Source organism: Streptomyces sp. NPDC052042 (assembly GCF_044548345.1).
GTDB lineage: Bacteria > Actinomycetota > Actinomycetes > Streptomycetales > Streptomycetaceae > Streptomyces.
Window position 1 is genome coordinate 22,341 of sequence record NZ_JBIUBU010000019.1, and the last position, 16,148, is coordinate 38,488.

Here is a 16,148-nt window from a genome sequence, read left to right on the forward strand (position 1 = left end):
ACGTGGACACCTTTGCGTTGGTCGTGACCATCGGGGTCGCGCTCGGCTTTACGTATACGAACGGCTTCCACGACTCGGCGAACGCCATCGCCACCTCCGTCTCCACCCGGGCGCTCACTCCGCGTGCCGCGCTGGCGATGGCCGCGGTGATGAATCTCGCGGGCGCATTCCTCGGCAGCGGTGTCGCCAAGACGGTCAGCGAAGGCCTGATCGCGACGCCCCAGGGGGACAAGGGGATGGGAATCCTCTTCGCCGCCCTCGTCGGTGCCGTCATATGGAACCTTGTCACCTGGTATTTCGGGCTGCCGTCCTCGTCCTCGCACGCGCTGTTCGGCGGCATGGTCGGCGCGGCGATCGCCGGCGGGACGATGGTGCACTGGGACGGGGTGCTCGACAAGATCGTCATCCCGATGTTCCTCTCACCGGTCATCGGCCTGGTCGTCGGCTACCTGGTGATGGTCGTGATCATGTGGATCTTCCGGAAGACCAATCCGCACCGGGCCAAGCGCGGCTTCCGGATAGCCCAGACGGTCTCGGCGGCGGGCATGGCGCTCGGCCACGGTCTCCAGGACGCGCAGAAGACCATGGGCGTCGTGGTGATGGCCCTGGTCATCGCGGACATCGAGAGACCGGAGGACCCGATCCCGGTCTGGGTGAAGGTGGTCTGCGCGCTGATGCTGTCCCTGGGCACGTACGCGGGCGGCTGGCGCATCATGCGCACCCTCGGCCGCAAGATCATCGAGCTGGACCCGCCGCAGGGGTTCGCGGCGGAGACGACCGGCGCGTCGATCATGTTCGGTTCGGCGTTCCTGTTCCACGCGCCGATCTCCACCACGCACGTGATCACCTCCGCGATCATGGGCGTGGGGGCGACGAAGCGGGTGAACGCGGTGCGCTGGGGGGTGGCCAAGAACATCATCCTCGGCTGGTTCATCACCATGCCCGCCGCGGCGCTGGTCGCCGCGGCCAGTTACGGCGTCGTCCTGCTGCTCTTCGGCTGATGGGCCGCCACTCCTCGGTAGGTGCGCGGCCGTGGAAGCCGCCGACGGGGACGGTACGAAGTCGGGTCCGCCCCGCTTCCCGCGAGGGGAGCGGGGCGGACCCTTTTGCCTTACGGGTGGCACCGCCATGCAGCACCCAAAGGCCATCCCTGGGGGCCGGGGGAACCGGCCCTGCTCATCCGAACCGGCCCGAGATGTAGTCCTCGGTGGCCTGGACGGACGGGTTGGAGAAGATGCGCTCCGTGTCGTCGATCTCGATCAGCTTGCCGGGCTTGCCGACCGCCGCGAGGTTGAAGAAGGCCGTGCGGTCCGAGACACGGGCCGCCTGCTGCATGTTGTGCGTCACGATGACGATCGTGAAGCGTTCCTTCAGCTCGCCGATCAGGTCCTCGACGGCGAGGGTGGAGATCGGGTCGAGGGCGGAGCACGGCTCGTCCATCAGCAGCACCGCCGGCTCGACCGCGATCGCGCGGGCGATGCACAGGCGCTGCTGCTGACCGCCGGAGAGGCCGGAGCCGGGCTTGTTCAGCCGGTCCTTGACCTCGTTCCAGAGGTTGGCGCCGCGAAGCGACTTCTCGACGACGTCGGGAAGCTCGCTCTTCTTGTAGGAGCCGTTCAGCTTGAGGCCCGCAGCGACGTTGTCGAAGATCGACATGGTCGGGAACGGGTTGGGGCGCTGGAAGACCATGCCGACCGTGCGGCGCACGGTCACCGGGTCGACGTTCGGCTCGTACAGGTTCTCGTCGTCCAGGAGCACCTTGCCCTCGACACGGCCGCCGGGGGTGACCTCGTGCATGCGGTTGAGGGTGCGCAGGAAGGTGGACTTCCCGCAGCCGGACGGGCCGATGAAGGCGGTCACGGAGCGGGGCTCCACGGTCATCGAGATGTCCTCGATGGCGAGGTGGGAGCCGTAGTAGGCGGACAGGCCGCTGACGTCGATGCGCTTGGCCATCTGAATCACTGCTTCTTTCTGTCGGCCGCGGCGGCGGCCGGTCACGTGGCGGGGCCGCACGTTCAGTGCTTCGGGGCCTTCCAGCGGGCGATGCCGCGGGCCACGAGGTTGAGGATCATGACGAAGGCGATCAGCACGAGGGCCGCGGCCCAGGCACGGTCGTACGACTGCTCGGTGCCGACCTTGTACTGCTCCCAGATGTAGAAGGGGAGCGAGGACTGGGCGCCCGAGAAGGGGTTCGTGTTGATCAGCTGGCTGCCGAAGACCAGCAGCATGATCGGTGCGGTCTCGCCGGCGATGCGGGCGATCGCCAGCATCACACCGGTGGTGATGCCGCCGAGCGCGGTCGGGAGGACCACCTTCAGGATGGTGCGCCACTTCGGGACGCCGAGGGCGAGCGACGCCTCGCGCAGCTCGTTCGGGACGAGCTTGAGCATCTCCTCGGTGGAGCGGACCACGACCGGGATCATCAGGATCGTGAGCGCAAGCGCGCCCATCAGACCGGACGGGTCGGTCTTCGTCATCAGCATGATCGAGAGGATGAAGAGACCGGCCACGATGGACGGGATGCCCGTCATGACGTCGACGAAGAAGGTGACGGCCCGGGCCGGCACGCCCTTGCCGTACTCGACCAGGTAGACGGCGGTCAGCATGCCGATGGGGGCGGCGATGAGGGTGGCGAGTCCGACCTGCTCCAGCGTGCCGATCAGTGCGTGGTAGACGCCGCCGGTCGCCTCGGAGCCGAGCACTCCGGCCATCGAGTGGGTCAGGAAGTACCCGTCGAGGCGTTCGGCGCCCCGGCTGACCGTCGTCCACAGCAAGGAGGCCAGCGGTACGACGGCCAGCAGGAAGCACACCCACACGACACCGGTGGCGAGCTGGTCCTTGGCCTGGCGCTGGTTCTCCACGATCGAGGTCGTGACGTACGAGACGACGACGAAGAGGAGGGCGGAGAACAGCCCCCACTGGATGCGACTCTCCCAGCCCGCGGCGATGCCGGTGCCGACGCCCAGCACGAGCGCCACGGCCGCGAAGCCGAAGGGCGCCCAGCGGGGCAGGGAGCGTGTGCCGAGGCCGGTCCGGGGAGCGGTGGCCGCTGTCCGGGCGGGGATCTCGTGGATGCCGGTGTTGGCTGCCTGGCTCATGCGTTGGCCCCCGAGTACTCCTTGCGGCGGGCGATGATGAGCCGGGCCGCGCCGTTGACCAGCAGGGTGAGGATGAAGAGGACGAGGCCGGAGGCGATCAGGGCGTCCCGTCCGAACTGGTCGGCCTCGTCGAACTTCGCGGCGATGTTCTGGGCGAACGTTCCGCCGCCCGGATTGAGCAGATGTCCGGAGATGATGAAGCTCGGCGACAGGACCGTGGCGACGGCCATCGTCTCGCCGAGCGCTCGGCCCAGGCCCAGCATCGACGCGGAGATCACGCCGGAGCGGCCGAAGGGGAGCACCGAGAGGCGGACGACCTCCCAGCGGGTGGCGCCGAGGGCGAGGGCGGCCTCTTCGTTCATCCTCGGGACCTGGAGGAAGACTTCGCGGCTGACGCTGGTCACGATCGGCAGGATCATGATCGCGAGCAGGATGCCGACGGTGAAGAGCGAGCGGGCGACGCCGACCTCGGTCTTGTCGAAGACGTACGTCCAGCCGAAGAACTCGTCGAGCCAGAGGTTGAGGCCCTCCAGGTACGGGACGAGGGTGAGGGCGCCCCAGATGCCGTACACGATGCTCGGCACGGCGGCGAGCAGGTCGATGACGTAGGCGAGGGGTGCGGCCAGCTTGCGCGGCGCGTAGTGCGAGATGAACAGGGCGATGCCGACGGCGACCGGGACGGCGATGGCCATCGCGATGACCGAGCTGACGATCGTGCCGAAGAGGAGGACCGCGATGCCGAAGACCGGCGGGTCACCGGCCGGGTTCCAGTCGAAGGCGGTGAAGAAGTTGCCCTCGTTCTTGGAGATGGCCAGCGTGGCGCGGTAGGTGAGGAACACGGCGATCGACGCCATGATCACGAGCAGCAGGATGCCCGAGCCCCGGGAGAGCCCCAGGAAGATCTTGTCGCCCGCGCGCCCGGTGCTGGGGGCGCGGCCGGTTGCCGCCGGTGGTGCCGGCGGCGTGTCTATCGGTGTGGTGGAAGCCATGGTCTTTCCGGTCTGTGTGGGGGAGCGGTGTGGCTCCCCTGGCGGCGGTGCACCGGATGGTCGGTGGCGGGCCGGTCCGGAGGGGTGCACCGGACCGGCCCGCCGGGTGTAGCTGGTGTTGCTTCTTTTGTTTTTGGTGTGGTCCGCGGTGCTCACGGGCCCCGGCGGTGTGCCCCGGGCCCTGCGAGCACCGCGGTGGCGGGCCGTGGTGTCCGGCCCGCGCCCCGGTTACGAGAGGGAGGCGATGGTCTCGCGGACCTTGGCGTTGATCTCGGCCGGGATCGGCGCGTAGCCGGCGTCGGAGAGGAGCTTCTGGCCCTCGTCACCGGCGGTGTAGTTCAGGAAGGACTTGACCGTCGGCAGGGTCTCGGACTTGTTGCCCGTGTCGCAGACGACCTCGTAGGTGACCAGGACGATCGGGTAGGCGCCGTCGGCCTTGGTCGCGTAGTCGAGGTCGAGCGCCAGGTCCTTGCCGGTGCCCTTGATCTTGGCGGCGGCGATGGCCTTGGAGGCGTTCTCCGAGGTGGCCTTGACCGGGGCGGAGGCGCCGGTGGCGATGTCCACGGTGGGGATCGACTGCGCGGTGGCGTAGCTGAGCTCGAAGTAGCCGATCGAGCCGTCGACGGCCTTCACCTGGGAGGCGACACCGGAGGAGCCGGAGGCGGCCTGGCCACCGGGGGCCGGCCACTTCTTCTCGGCCTCGTACTTCCAGTCGCTCGGCGCGGCGGCGCCCAGGTACTTGCCGAGGTTCTGCGTGGTGCCGGAGTCCTCGGAGCGGTGGAAGGGCTGGATCGCCTTGTCCGGGAGGTCGACGCCGCTGTTGAGCTTGGCGATCGCCGGGTCGTTCCACTTCTTGATCTTCGTGTCGAAGATCTTGGCGAGGGTGGGGGCGTCCAGCGTCAGGCTGTCGACGCCCTCCAGGTGGAAGCCGATGGCGACCGGGCCGCCGACCATGGGCAGGTTGATGCCCTGGCCGCCCTTGCAGATCTTCTTCGACTCGGCGACCTCTTCGGGCTTCAGCGCCGAGTCGGAGCCGGCGAAGCCGACCGTCCCCTGGTTGAAGGCGATGATGCCTTCGCCGGAGGAGGACGACTTGTAGTTGATCTCGACGCCCGAGCAGCCGGCCATGTAGTTCTTGGCCCACAGGTCCATGGCGTTCTTCTGCGCGCTGGAGCCGGAGGCGAGCAGCTGGCCCTTGGCGTCGTCGCACTTGATGTCCGACGCGGCGCTCGTCTTGCCGCCGCCGTTGCCACTGGTGGCGCCGTCGCTGTTGTCGTCCGAACCGCACGCCGTGAGGACCAGGGCGCCGGAGACGGCGAGGGCACCGAGCGCGGCGGCACGAAGCCGGTTCTTGCGCTGAAGCTTCACTTTTCGGGTGTTCCTTCCAGGAGCCGCCGATGCCTTTTTGTTCTACGACGGCGCGCGATGTGGTGGGTGTCGCGGCTTTTCGCCGCGCACCGTGCACCGTCGAAGTTAGGCAGGACAGGTGAAGCGGTCCATGGGGGCGAGTGAACGGAAGGTGAACCGTGTCGAACAGTGCGGTTTTGGCCACCGGCTGTGCACGAGCAGGCATACGGCGGCCCTCGGATGGCCGAAGAGGGCGGTCGCCCGCCATGCGGAGGGCCGGGTGTTCCGTGGCGCCGCTCCCGCGTGGTGGTGGAGGCCGGATCTGCTGCTCGAAGCTGTCAGGTGAACGATGCTGTCAGGTGAACGACGAAGGCAGCCGAGATCCCGGGCCGGGCTTGGTCAGACATCAGAGAATCCCCATCCACTTCCAAGGGCGTGGTCCATTACGGCCTCTGAGGCAGTCGACCCGGTGCTGTGCTTGTGGCTGCCACTCAGGCCGGGTGGCCGCGTGCTGGGCCGCGTACGTAGTCATCCGCAGTTCGCGAGTGGCCCGCAGCGTCTCGTAACCGGCCCACTCGGTGACGTCCGCGCCATAGGCATCGCAGAACTCCGCGTACTCCTCCCGAGAGACAGCGCCAGTGGTGGTCATCTTGACTGCCGTAGAGACGAGGTCCCATTCAGGTGGTCCTACCGCGAAGCGTTCGAGGTCGAGAAAGACGGGTCCTCCGGCGGTCTTCGCAACGTTACCGACCCATGCATCTCCGTGGATCACGCACTCAGCGAGTCCTGGTGGTAGGTGCTTCCACCGCTGCTCGAGGTCGTTCGTGAGGTCGCGCAGCCAATGACGATCGTCCTTCGACAGTGACGTCGCCGCATCGATGCGTTCGCGGACTCTGACGAAGGGCTGGAGCCTACCGAGGAGGAAGTCCGGCATCAGGGTGCTGTGCAGCTGGAGCAGTAGCTGCACGAGGTCCATAAGAGTTCCGTGCTCGTGTGCCGGCAGCTCCTCCCAGTAACTCACAGGGCGGTCGTGTGCCAATACCGGCTGGTCGGTCTCCAAGAGACGCACTGCCGGAACCCCATGCTGAGTGAGCCAGCGGGCAATCCGAACTTCACGCACCGTGGCTTCCCATTGGCCGGCCCTCGCGATACGAGCGACCGCTCCACCAGGGAGACGCCATATCTCGTTCTCCGCCAGGCGGATTGCGACTGCGTCCTCGGCGGTCAAGCCGAGCGCAGCGCAAGCGGCGGACAGCGCTGGACTCGCCGCGGTGGCAGCAGGGGTCGTCATGCCTGCACCGTAGCGGCGATCCGTTCGCGGAGATCGGCTACGTCTCCAATCCTGGAGTGCTCAGCGGCCGCCGCGCCCAGTTCCCGGAGATCATCGGCCGCCCGCCGAGAGCGGAGCCTTCCGACTTCGTCGAGTGCGTCATGCCCGATGACGACGGCCTGTCGCGGGTCTCCCCTCGCCATCAACAGTGACGCGAGCTTCGTACGAGACATGGCCCGGGACCGCACATAGGCATCGGTGTGTTCCTGCACCGCGGTGAGGAACCTGTCACTTGCGCGAGCAGGATCATGTCCCGCGAGAGCAAGGTCGTACAGAGCGTGGCCCGTGTCTCCATTGTGCTGCGCAACGTCGTAGTAGCGCATCCAGGACGGATCTTCAGAAGGATTGGACTTCGCAAAGGCGTCATCTGCGGCGCTGACCGCCGAGAGCGTCTGTTGCACCTGGCCGAGCTTCGCGAAGGCACGAGCTCTGGCCGTCTGGAGCATGGCCTGCTCTGTTGCCGTCAGCCGATCGGAGCGAGCGAGTCCGAGCTCCGCATATGTCAGCCCCTCGTCCGGATTGCCGAGCCAGATCTGTTGGCGGGCCAGGAGCGAGTAGGTCTTGGCCCGGAGGTGCCACTCCTTGGCCTCCTCCGCGCAGCGGGCTGCGAAGACGAACGCCGCTTGGGCGTCGTCATGGTGGCAGGAATCAAAGTCACTCGCTCCGACGACAAGCCCGAGCCGGGAGACGGCGGCGAACAGCTCTGATCGGAGTGGCTCGTTGGTGCCGTTGAGGTGAAGTAGCCCTGCGACCCAGCGGAGTTGTGCGGTGGCAGCCTCTCGTACCATCCCGCCGCCGCCGTAGGAGTTGTCCCAGCCCGAGATCACGGTCGCGGCCTCCCAGATCTGCTCAATGTCGCGAGGCTTGACCCTGGTTGGTAGCGGTGTGGCTTCTGTGAGAGTCAGGCTCGGGATTCCGGGCAGGAAGGCGGTGGCGACACTGGCGGCGGCTAGGAAGTTGCGACGGTGCACGGACTCGGCGCTCCCTGCTGGTGCGGAGGTTGAAGCATGCAGATCCAGCATGCGACTCCGACCGGGGGAAACACCGCCGTCAGGTGAACGCTTCGGATGTTTGTCGGCATCACGCCGCTTATTGTCGGCATCACCGAAGACCTCTGGCCACCAATGCTCGAAGACCCCGTCAGTACCGAGGGCTTCATCCAGCTTCGGGGCCAGCTTCTCGGGGCACTTGCGGATGCCGACTTCGATGGATCGGATCGTGTCGTCGCTGACGTGCACCAGCTTGCCCAGCTCGGCGCAAGACAGGTTGTTGACTTCCTTCCGCCAATGACGCAGCACCGCACCGAACTTCCACTTCGGCGAGGCAGTTGGATCGAGCTTCTTCGGTCTCTGCGGCATCCGTCTCCCCGGCCGCTGATGCCGACAACTGGGCCCCGACAGCGAGTGTCGGCATCAGCCTCTGCACGTTCTCGTCCCCGTGGGTGCAAATGGTCTGTGTGCTCGTCGTACCCAGTACACACCCCAGAGCGAACCCCTGGCGCGGGTTCGGACGGAAACGGATCTTTGACGGCCGAGACTCTCGTCCCAGGCGCCACCGGCACGGAGGCCGTCTCGCGTGCTTCGGCCCGCAGGATGCGTGTGCATTTCGAGACGCGCCTGGACGGGCTGAGGGCCGGCAGATCACCGCTCCACCCATTGAACCCCGCCCCGTGACGAGGTTCTCCACGGCCACGGGGCGGTCTCCGGAATCACGCCGGAAGGCATACCGCACGACAGCTGCACGTCGTGACGCGGCTGAGCAAGACCAACTCGACGGCCTCCCAAACAAGGAGGCCCCGAAGAGGAAGGAGCACATCGTGCCCGAGAACGCGCCGCCCCCGACTGAGGGCGGTCTCCTGATGGCCGTGGAAGTGCTGGCCAGTGTCCACGATCGGCACGACGCCAACGCCTCCGACCCAGGCCAGGGCTCGTCGGGCGACGGCCCCTGGCCTGGGGGCGACGGCCTGAACCACCCCGCATGACAGTCAGCCAATCCTGACTGGGCGGAGGGACCGCAGTACATCGGCTCACGCGGTCCCTCCGCTGGGTACGGCGCATCCGAATCGAAGGAGGGAACAGCTCATGGAGCACCGTCTCGTTCAAGCTGTGGAGGAAGCCCTGGGGTGGGACGGCCCTGGCCCCCTCGGCGCGCAGTTCGCCCGGGGCAGCATCGGCGACACCGAACTGCTTGGGCGCCTACTGACTCCACCCCGACTGCTGGACATGGTCATGCGCCGAAGCCTGGCCAATCCCCAGTTCCGCTGCTTCCGAGGCGGGGAGGAGCTGCACCCGAACGCTTACCTCAATCCACAGGTGACGCTCCGGGGCCAGACCATCCCCATGGCAGACATGCGGCGACTGCGGAGCCTCCTGCAAGACGGCGTGACGATGATCCTGGACCAGGCGAACGTGTTCGACCCCACCATGGAAGTCGCCTGCCGGGCGATGCAATGGTGGTCGCGAGAACACGTACAGGTGAACGTCTACCTGACCACTAACGACGCCGCTGGATTCGATCTCCACTGGGACGACCACGACGTGCTGATCGTCCAACTGGACGGCGAGAAGCAATGGGAGGTACGCGGCACTTCACGCCCCGTGCCGATGTTCCGCGACGCCGAACGGAACAACACTCCCAGCGAGGAAATCGTTTGGGCCGGCACGATGAGGGCCGGCGACGTGATGCACATCCCGCGTGGCTACTGGCACAAGGCGACGCGTGTCGGCCGAGGAGACGGACAGAGCATGCACATGACGCTTGGATTCGCCAAGCGCACCGCAGTGAGCTGGCTGTCCTGGATGGCCGACTGGTCCCGCGAGACTGAACTCTTCCGCCGTGATCTCGACCGATGGGGCAGCCCGGAGTCGCAGGAGGCACAGGAGAAGGGGCTGGTCGAAGCCGTCAGCCGTCTCATCGCGTCGCGCAGCCCGGCCGAGTTCCTCGCCCGCCGTGAGCAGGAGACCGTCGCACCGCGGCATGTGCCTCACCTGGACATCTTCGGCCCCTTGGAGGCCGTGGCTTGCATAGCCGAGTTCCCCCCTCGCATCGAGGAGAGCGGGGAAACCGTCACCGTGCAGGCCACTGGAAAGAAGCTCATCTTCGCCAGCAAGGCTCTGCCCGCCCTGCGGCTGCTCCTGAGCGGTCGCCCGGTACACCTGGCCGAGGCGGTTCAGGCCGTCGGCGCCGAGGCCGAGCAGGTTGCGAAGATTCTGACGGAGGAAGAACTGTGCGCGAGCCTCACGCCGGAATTGTACTCGGGCTACACCGGTCTCGTTACGAGCGCGACACCCTGACGGGCGCACTCGATCTCGGGATTCGGGCGATCGATACGAGCTTCAACTACCTGGGATTTCGTGCGCACGAGGCCTTGGCGAAGGTGGCCGGTGACGTACTGCCGAAGTTTCATGTCTCCACCAAGGTCGGCTATTTCCCCTCGGCCGGTGGGACGGAGCACTCCCTTGAACCCGGACGATTGCGGAGCGCCGTCGAGCAGACGAATCGCGACCTTGGTCATGTGCCCGATCTCGTATTCCTGCACAACCCTGAGCACTCGCTCCGAGGCAATCCGAGACGTGCTGGACAGATTTTGACCGAGGCTTGTGCCGCTCTGGAAGCGGCGACGAAGGACGGCCTGTGCGGGTCTTGGGGTGTCGCGTCCTGGGATCCTCGCCCCCTACTGAACCTCGTTCGAAGAACGACACCAACGCCCGCTGTCCTCATGGTCCGCGCCGGGCTGCTGGTCACGATCGGCGTCTTGGATGCCGGCGAAGAGCTTGCCGCCCGGTGGGGCCTGAGCTCCCAGGGCGTATGGGGGATGAGCCCCTTCTGCGGAGACGCCGCGGACGAGGTCTGGAGCCGGTTCGATCCTCGGCTCTTCCTCAAGGACCCGCCCGGTGGCCTTTCGCGGGTTCAGGCGGCGTTCCGAGCCGCCTACCAACTGCCGCAGGTCAGCTTGGTAGCTGTAGGTTCGGACAATCCAGCCCATCTGCACGAACTGATACAAGCTCTACGCTACGAGGTCGATACCGAGACGATCCTTAGCTATCGCGGGCTCCTCCGCGCCCAAGGAGTGACCTGATGACCTCCACCACCCCGGCAGTCGATCTACGGGTGCAGCCCGTCGACGACATTCTCGACCGAGTCGCACGCTCCTTGCAGACCCGTTTCGACAGCGGCAGCGTGGTCCGCAAACGTCGCTCAGTCGGAGCGAAGACAGATCGCAATACGTGGGTGCGGATCGAACGACGCGGCGTGGACAGAGTCAGTGAACAAGGGTGGAACGGCACCGAGTGCGCCGCGCTGCTGACCGGAGTCGAGCGACCTACTTGGCGGACAAGCGTGGCCTGGAGGGAACGGGACGCCGAGGTGATGTGGAGGGCCGACGAGACTGATCTCCTACTGGGAGATCCGATCGGCACCAGTGTGCTGGCTGAGGATCCCCAGCTCCCGGATGCGTGGTGGACCGCTCTGAACAGCTCGCTCGACGCGCTGGCCGCTCAGCACACCCGGAGAATCGCGACCCCGGACACCGAGACCTTTTCTCAGGGCCTGGTCACCGAGAAGATCCGTAGAGCGTTCCCTGACGTGGCCGACACCGCCATTGAGCACTGGCAGCCGGCCCACGCGGATCTGAACTGGGCCAACATGACCAAGCCCGAGTTCTCCTTGTTCGATTGGGAGGACTGGGGCATGGCCGCGAGGGGGTTGGATGCGGCGTCGTTGTGGGGGAACTCTCTTGCTGTCCCGGCCTTGGCAGAACGGGTTCTTCACGAGCGGAGCAGCGATTTCGCCAGCCGAGACGGCAAGCTGATGACCCTCTTCGTCTGCGCGAAGATCCTCAGCCCTGACGCGAACCCCGAAGACCCGAGGCTCGTTCCCGCCCTTGCCATGGCGAAGCAGGTGGTCGGCGATCTCCAGATCGTCTGAATGCTTGCCCGCGTAGACCGCTCTGCCCGCCTGCGCCCCCCGTCGTGGGCGGGCAGAGCTTCATGCGCGAGTGATTCCATGCTGCGCCGGACTTGGCTCCGGCGTGTTCTTCAGCCCGGTGGCGATCCAGTCATCCAGGCTGACCTTGGTGGGTCCATCCCGGCGGCGCTGTGCCTGCACTGTCATCACGGCACCTCCCCGGCCGCGTGAAGGGTGCTGAGGAGCACGTCGACCAGAGCCTTGTCCCTGTCCTGGGTGAGCCGGTCGCGCGCGGCGGCGGGGGAGAGCCACAGCAGGCGGCTCACCTCCCGGTTCGGGGTGAAGGCGCCGTGAGTGGCTTCCGCCGCCCAGTAGCGGACCTCCTTGGGGCGTCCCTCCACCTGATACCGGACGGTGGGCAGCTCGGGGCCCGGCTCGCATGTCATGCCGGTCTCTTCCAGGACTTCGCGAACTGCTCCGTCCTGGGCAGCTTCGCGGCGCTTGAGCTTGCCTTTCGGGTGGGACCAGTCTGCCCACTTCGGCCGATAGACAAGGGCAAGCTCGATGCCGTCGTCGGAGGGCGAGCGTCGCCACAGCAGGCAGCCCGCCGCACGGATCACTGAGTCATCCCGCATCAGGACTCTCCGAGCTGGAACCGCCTCTGACCTGCGATTTCCTTGACTGTTTTTTATGATCGTACGGATCGTCGCAGCGGGGCCGGTGCACCAGGCAGACCTCCAGCTCGCCGATGCGCTCCGATCGCCGCCACAGCACACATCCGGCCGCCAGCACCGGGCCGTTCGCGGAGCGCTTGCCCGCGGGCTGTCCGGTGCGGGCTGCGTCGGTCTTTCCGGTGTCGCCGGGCTGTCCGGTGCGGCCGGGTGCGGGCAGTCGGCTCATGGCGTGCCCACCGCCGCCGCGTACGGCCAGCCCGCCCGGAACAGCCCGCGCGCCGCCCCCGCCTCGTGCCGCTGGTCCGCGTGCAGCACCCCCAGGGCGTACGCGGTCGCGGGCGCGATCCGGGGCGTGCGGGCGGCCGACGCCGCCGCGGCGGCCGCCTCCACCGCGTCCCGGTGCAGATCGAGCGCACGCCCCGCCGTGGCCAGGACCGGGTCCGGGGCGCCCCGGACCACCTCGTGGGCGTACCGGTGCAGCCGCAGCAGCAGCCGGGCCCGGTGCCAGGGCGCGTCCTGCGCCTCGTTGTACGGCCCCGCCGCCCCGTCGGGCGGCAGCGCGGCCACCGCGCCCAGCAACTGCTGCTCGGCCCGTTCGGCGGGGACGTGCAGCATCTCGCGGGCCGGGGCGGTGGCCGACGCGGCGAGCGGGACCTCGGAGGCGAGCAACGCCACGGCGTCGGCCACCGCGTGGAAGCGGGAGGAGCCGAGCGCCTGGAGCGCGGCGGAGTGGGCGCGGGTCCGGGCGAGGGTGAGCTGCCGCTCCAGCAGGGCCCCGGCGCGGGCCGCGCCCACACCGAGGGCGGCACGCTCCTTGTCGTCCGGGCCGCTCCCCGCTGCCTTGCGGGCGGAGGGCAGCGCACCGCCGGACAGGTTGTGCAGCGCTTCGAGGAGCCGGTTCAGCCGGGTCGCGTAGGCGTGCTCGCGGGCCAGGGTGCCCGACAGCCAGGCCAGTTCGGCACGGAGGTGTTCGGCCCAGGCCGGGTCCAGCACCGCCCGGAAGGTGTGCAGGGTGCCGCCGATCCGGCGCGACGAGCGGCGCAGCGCGTCCGCGGCCTCCTCGGCGGTACGGGTTCCGGCATCCGCGGAGGCCGCCGACGTGCCGTGCTCGCGGTGCAGGCGCAGGCTGCGGAGGAATGCGGCGGCCTGCTCCTGAAGGTAGGGCGCGAGGACCGCGCCCGCCGTAAGGTCCGCCTGCGTCGTCGTCTGGTGGTCATGGCGTCGCACGCCGGCGCCTCCGGGCGTCAATGAGCATTTCCTGTACGTGCCGCAGCGGTTGGCCGTCCGCGTCCATGGAGTGGCGGGTCCAGTTCCCGTCGGGACCGAGGTGCCAGGAGGAGGTGGTGTCGGCCATGCCGGTCTCCAGGAGCCGGTTGAGTGCGGCACGGTGGGCGGGGTCGGCGACCCGGACCAGTGCTTCGATCCGGCGGTCGAGGTTGCGGTGCATCATGTCGGCGCTGCCGAACCACACTTCGGGCTCGCCCCCGTTGCCGAACGCGAAGATGCGGGAGTGTTCCAGGAAGCGGCCCAGGATCGAGCGGACCCGGATGTTCTCGGAGAGGCCGGGGACCCCGGGGCGCAGCGCGCAGATGCCGCGTACCCAGATGTCCACCGGGACCCCCGCCATCGCCGCCCGGTAGCAGGCGTCGATGACCGCCTCGTCGACCATGGAGTTGACCTTGATGCGGACGTAGGCGGACCGTCCGGCCCGCTGGTGCGTGATCTCCTTGTCGATCCGGGCGATCAGCCCGTCGCGCAGCGAGCGCGGGGCGACCAGGAGGCGGCGGTAGGTCTCGCGGCGGGAGTAGCCGGAGAGCCGGTTGAACAGGTCGGAGAGGTCCGCGCCGACCTGCGGGTCGGCGGTCAGCAGCCCGATGTCCTCGTAGAGCCGGGCCGTCTTGGGGTGGTAGTTGCCCGTGCCGACGTGCGCGTAGCGGCGCAGCGTGTCGCCCTCCTGGCGGACGACGAGCGAGAGCTTGCAGTGGGTCTTGAGGCCGACGAGACCGTAGACGACGTGGCAGCCGGCCTCCTCCAGTTTGCGTGCCCAGGTGATGTTGGCCTGCTCGTCGAAGCGGGCCTTGATCTCGACGAGGACGAGGACCTGCTTGCCGGACTCGGCGGCGTCGATCAGCGCGTCCACTATGGGTGAGTCGCCGGAGGTCCGGTACAGGGTCTGCTTGATGGCGAGGACGTCGGGGTCGGCCGCGGCCTGCTCCAGGAACGCCTGTACGGAGGTGGAGAACGAGTCGTACGGGTGGTGCAGCAGCACGTCGCGTTCGCGCAGCGCCGCGAAGATGTCGGGCGCGGAGGCGGACTCGACCTCGGCGAGGTCGCGGTGGGTGCCCGCGATGAACTTGGGGTACTTCAGCTCGGGCCGGTCCAGGGACGCGATGCCGAAGAGACCGGTCAGGTCGAGCGGCCCGGGCAGCGGGTAGACCTCGGAGTCGGACACTTTCAGCTCGCGGACCAGCAGGTCCAGCACGTAGGGGTCGATGGACTCCTCGACCTCCAGGCGGACCGGCGGGCCGAAGCGGCGCCGCATGAGTTCCTTCTCCAGGGCCTTGAGGAGGTTCTCGGCGTCGTCCTCCTCGACCTCCAGGTCCTCGTTCCTGGTGACCCGGAACATGTGGTGGGCGAGGACCTCCATGCCCGGGAAGAGCTCTTCGAGGTGGGCGGCGATGATGTCCTCTATGGGCACGTACCGCTGCGGCGACGCCTCCAGGAAGCGGGTCAGCAGCGGCGGCACCTTGACCCGGGCGAAGTGGCGGTGGCCGCTGACCGGGTTGCGCACGACGACGGCCAGGTTGAGCGAGAGCCCGGAGATGTACGGGAAGGGGTGCGCCGGGTCGACGGCCAGCGGCGTCAGCACCGGGAAGACGCGCTGCCGGAAGAAGGTGAACAGGCGGGCCTGCTCCTTCTCGGTCAGCTCCGGCCAGCGGATCAGCTGGATGCCCTCGTCGGACAGGGCGGGGGCCACGTCCTGCTGGTAGCAGGCGGCGTGCCGGGCCATGAGCTCGCGCGAGCGGGTCCAGATCAGGTCGAGGACCTCGCGGGGCTGGAGCCCGGAGGCGGAACGGGTGGCGACGCCGGTGGCGATGCGGCGCTTCAGGCCGGCCACCCGGACCATGAAGAACTCGTCCAGGTTCGAGGCGAAGATGGCGAGGAAGTTGGCTCGTTCGAGGAGCGGGGTCGCCGGATCCTCGGCCAGTTCGAGCACCCGCTCGTTGAACGCGAGCCAGCTGCGCTCCCGGTCCAGGAACCGGTCGTGCGGCAGCTCGTCGTCGGCGAGGTCGGGCTCGTAGGCGTCGACGTCGCCGTCGATGTCGGGATCGAGGTCGGCGGCGGTCGACAGGGCCGCGCTGTTGCGCGGGGCGGCGACGGCGTGCGGCCGGTGGGCGGCGAGCGAGCCGACCGACGGCTGCGCGGCGGGCCGGAGCGGGACCTCGGAGCTGGGCTGCTGGCTCATGAACCCATTCTTCCGCGCCCGGGGCTCGGAGGGCGCGCCGGAGGGCGCGGGTACCGTGGGAAACGCGCGGTTCGCGCGGTCCGTACCGGCCGTACCACGGGGGCGTCCGTCGCCGTTCGCGAGCTCGGCGCGGGCTTCGGGGGCCGTGCGGTTTCCGTGGCTCGTGAGGCTCGTGAGGTTGGTGCGGTTCGCGTGGTCTCCGCCGGGATTTCTCCCGTCGTGAGGGGTCGGCACAGCTGACTGCATTCCGTGAGGGTGGCAAGCCCTTCTGAATGGCCGGTAACGGCGACATGACGCGCAGGAAGCGGTGTGCCGTGCGGGGACCGTACGACCCGGCTC

At 68.2% G+C, this 16,148-nt stretch carries 15 protein-coding genes; 5 read left to right on the forward strand and 10 right to left on the reverse strand.

Going from position 1 to position 16,148, the window contains the following annotated elements; genetic code table 11:
• Window positions 1-2 precede the first annotated feature (2 nt).
• Window positions 3-1,001, forward strand: a complete 999-nt coding sequence (locus tag ACIHCL_RS26445) for an anion permease (protein WP_399865488.1) — start codon at window positions 3-5, stop codon at window positions 999-1,001.
• Between the two features lie 175 nt (window positions 1,002-1,176).
• On the opposite strand, the gene pstB is transcribed toward ACIHCL_RS26445, so the two are convergent.
• From pstB to ACIHCL_RS26475, 6 genes are all read right to left on the reverse strand, one after another.
• Window positions 1,177-1,953: a phosphate ABC transporter ATP-binding protein PstB gene (pstB, locus tag ACIHCL_RS26450; protein ID WP_399865490.1), complete on the reverse strand. Its 777-nt coding sequence runs from the start codon at window positions 1,951-1,953 to the stop codon at window positions 1,177-1,179.
• Window positions 1,954-2,015: 62 nt separating this feature from the next.
• Window positions 2,016-3,098, reverse strand: coding sequence for a phosphate ABC transporter permease PstA (gene pstA / locus ACIHCL_RS26455; RefSeq protein ID WP_399865491.1), 1,083 nt, complete (start codon window positions 3,096-3,098; stop codon window positions 2,016-2,018).
• Complete coding sequence (gene pstC, locus ACIHCL_RS26460) at window positions 3,095-4,087, reverse strand: phosphate ABC transporter permease subunit PstC (RefSeq protein WP_399865493.1); 993 nt, start codon at window positions 4,085-4,087, stop codon at window positions 3,095-3,097. Before pstC ends, pstA begins: the two co-directional genes overlap by 4 nt.
• A gap of 228 nt (window positions 4,088-4,315) precedes the next feature.
• Window positions 4,316-5,455 (reverse strand): phosphate ABC transporter substrate-binding protein PstS, encoded by a 1,140-nt coding sequence (gene pstS / locus ACIHCL_RS26465; protein ID WP_399865494.1) that lies wholly within the window; start codon window positions 5,453-5,455, stop codon window positions 4,316-4,318.
• A 385-nt stretch (window positions 5,456-5,840) separates the two neighbouring features.
• Window positions 5,841-6,725, reverse strand: coding sequence for a phosphotransferase (locus tag ACIHCL_RS26470; RefSeq protein ID WP_399865497.1), 885 nt, complete (start codon window positions 6,723-6,725; stop codon window positions 5,841-5,843).
• Entirely contained in the window at window positions 6,722-8,122 is a 1,401-nt protein-coding gene (locus tag ACIHCL_RS26475; protein WP_399865498.1) for a helix-turn-helix domain-containing protein, read from the reverse strand. The genes ACIHCL_RS26470 and ACIHCL_RS26475 overlap by 4 nt, the downstream gene beginning before the upstream one ends.
• 458 nt (window positions 8,123-8,580) lie before the next feature.
• On the opposite strand from ACIHCL_RS26475, the gene ACIHCL_RS26480 reads away from it, so the two are divergent.
• The 4 genes from ACIHCL_RS26480 to ACIHCL_RS26495 all read left to right on the forward strand — a co-directional run bounded on the left by ACIHCL_RS26480 (window position 8,581) and on the right by ACIHCL_RS26495 (window position 11,690).
• On the forward strand, window positions 8,581-8,745 hold the full coding sequence (locus ACIHCL_RS26480; RefSeq protein WP_158716942.1) for a hypothetical protein: 165 nt from the start codon (window positions 8,581-8,583) through the stop codon (window positions 8,743-8,745).
• A gap of 100 nt (window positions 8,746-8,845) precedes the next feature.
• On the forward strand, window positions 8,846-10,057 hold the full coding sequence (locus ACIHCL_RS26485) for a JmjC domain-containing protein (protein ID WP_399865499.1): 1,212 nt from the start codon (window positions 8,846-8,848) through the stop codon (window positions 10,055-10,057).
• Window positions 9,991-10,842, forward strand: a complete 852-nt coding sequence (locus tag ACIHCL_RS26490) for an aldo/keto reductase (RefSeq protein ID WP_399865500.1) — start codon at window positions 9,991-9,993, stop codon at window positions 10,840-10,842. Before ACIHCL_RS26485 ends, ACIHCL_RS26490 begins: the two co-directional genes overlap by 67 nt.
• Window positions 10,842-11,690: a hypothetical protein gene (locus ACIHCL_RS26495; protein WP_399865502.1), complete on the forward strand. Its 849-nt coding sequence runs from the start codon at window positions 10,842-10,844 to the stop codon at window positions 11,688-11,690. The genes ACIHCL_RS26490 and ACIHCL_RS26495 overlap by 1 nt, the downstream gene beginning before the upstream one ends.
• A 185-nt stretch (window positions 11,691-11,875) precedes the next feature.
• On the opposite strand, the gene ACIHCL_RS26500 is transcribed toward ACIHCL_RS26495, so the two are convergent.
• The 4 genes from ACIHCL_RS26500 to ACIHCL_RS26515 are packed head-to-tail and all read right to left on the reverse strand — an operon-like array spanning window position 11,876 to window position 15,809.
• Window positions 11,876-12,304, reverse strand: coding sequence for an NUDIX hydrolase (locus ACIHCL_RS26500; RefSeq protein ID WP_399865503.1), 429 nt, complete (start codon window positions 12,302-12,304; stop codon window positions 11,876-11,878).
• Window positions 12,294-12,569, reverse strand: coding sequence for a hypothetical protein (locus ACIHCL_RS26505; RefSeq protein WP_399865505.1), 276 nt, complete (start codon window positions 12,567-12,569; stop codon window positions 12,294-12,296). The genes ACIHCL_RS26500 and ACIHCL_RS26505 overlap by 11 nt, the downstream gene beginning before the upstream one ends.
• Window positions 12,566-13,570, reverse strand: a complete 1,005-nt coding sequence (locus ACIHCL_RS26510; protein WP_399865506.1) for a CHAD domain-containing protein — start codon at window positions 13,568-13,570, stop codon at window positions 12,566-12,568. The genes ACIHCL_RS26505 and ACIHCL_RS26510 overlap by 4 nt, the downstream gene beginning before the upstream one ends.
• Complete coding sequence (locus ACIHCL_RS26515; protein ID WP_399865508.1) at window positions 13,557-15,809, reverse strand: RNA degradosome polyphosphate kinase; 2,253 nt, start codon at window positions 15,807-15,809, stop codon at window positions 13,557-13,559. Before ACIHCL_RS26515 ends, ACIHCL_RS26510 begins: the two co-directional genes overlap by 14 nt.
• Window positions 15,810-16,148 lie beyond the last annotated feature (339 nt).

Coding starts and splice junctions, on each gene's coding strand:
- pstC (WP_399865493.1), bottom strand. CDS start 4,087: ATGGCTTCCACCACACCGATAGACACGCCGCCGGCACCACCGGCGGCA.
- ACIHCL_RS26470 (WP_399865497.1), bottom strand. CDS start 6,725: ATGACGACCCCTGCTGCCACCGCGGCGAGTCCAGCGCTGTCCGCCGCT.
- ACIHCL_RS26515 (WP_399865508.1), bottom strand. CDS start 15,809: ATGAGCCAGCAGCCCAGCTCCGAGGTCCCGCTCCGGCCCGCCGCGCAG.
- ACIHCL_RS26475 (WP_399865498.1), bottom strand. CDS start 8,122: ATGCCGCAGAGACCGAAGAAGCTCGATCCAACTGCCTCGCCGAAGTGG.
- ACIHCL_RS26505 (WP_399865505.1), bottom strand. CDS start 12,569: ATGAGCCGACTGCCCGCACCCGGCCGCACCGGACAGCCCGGCGACACC.
- ACIHCL_RS26500 (WP_399865503.1), bottom strand. CDS start 12,304: ATGCGGGATGACTCAGTGATCCGTGCGGCGGGCTGCCTGCTGTGGCGA.
- pstB (WP_399865490.1), bottom strand. CDS start 1,953: ATGGCCAAGCGCATCGACGTCAGCGGCCTGTCCGCCTACTACGGCTCC.
- ACIHCL_RS26495 (WP_399865502.1), top strand. CDS start 10,842: ATGACCTCCACCACCCCGGCAGTCGATCTACGGGTGCAGCCCGTCGAC.
- pstA (WP_399865491.1), bottom strand. CDS start 3,098: ATGAGCCAGGCAGCCAACACCGGCATCCACGAGATCCCCGCCCGGACA.
- ACIHCL_RS26485 (WP_399865499.1), top strand. CDS start 8,846: ATGGAGCACCGTCTCGTTCAAGCTGTGGAGGAAGCCCTGGGGTGGGAC.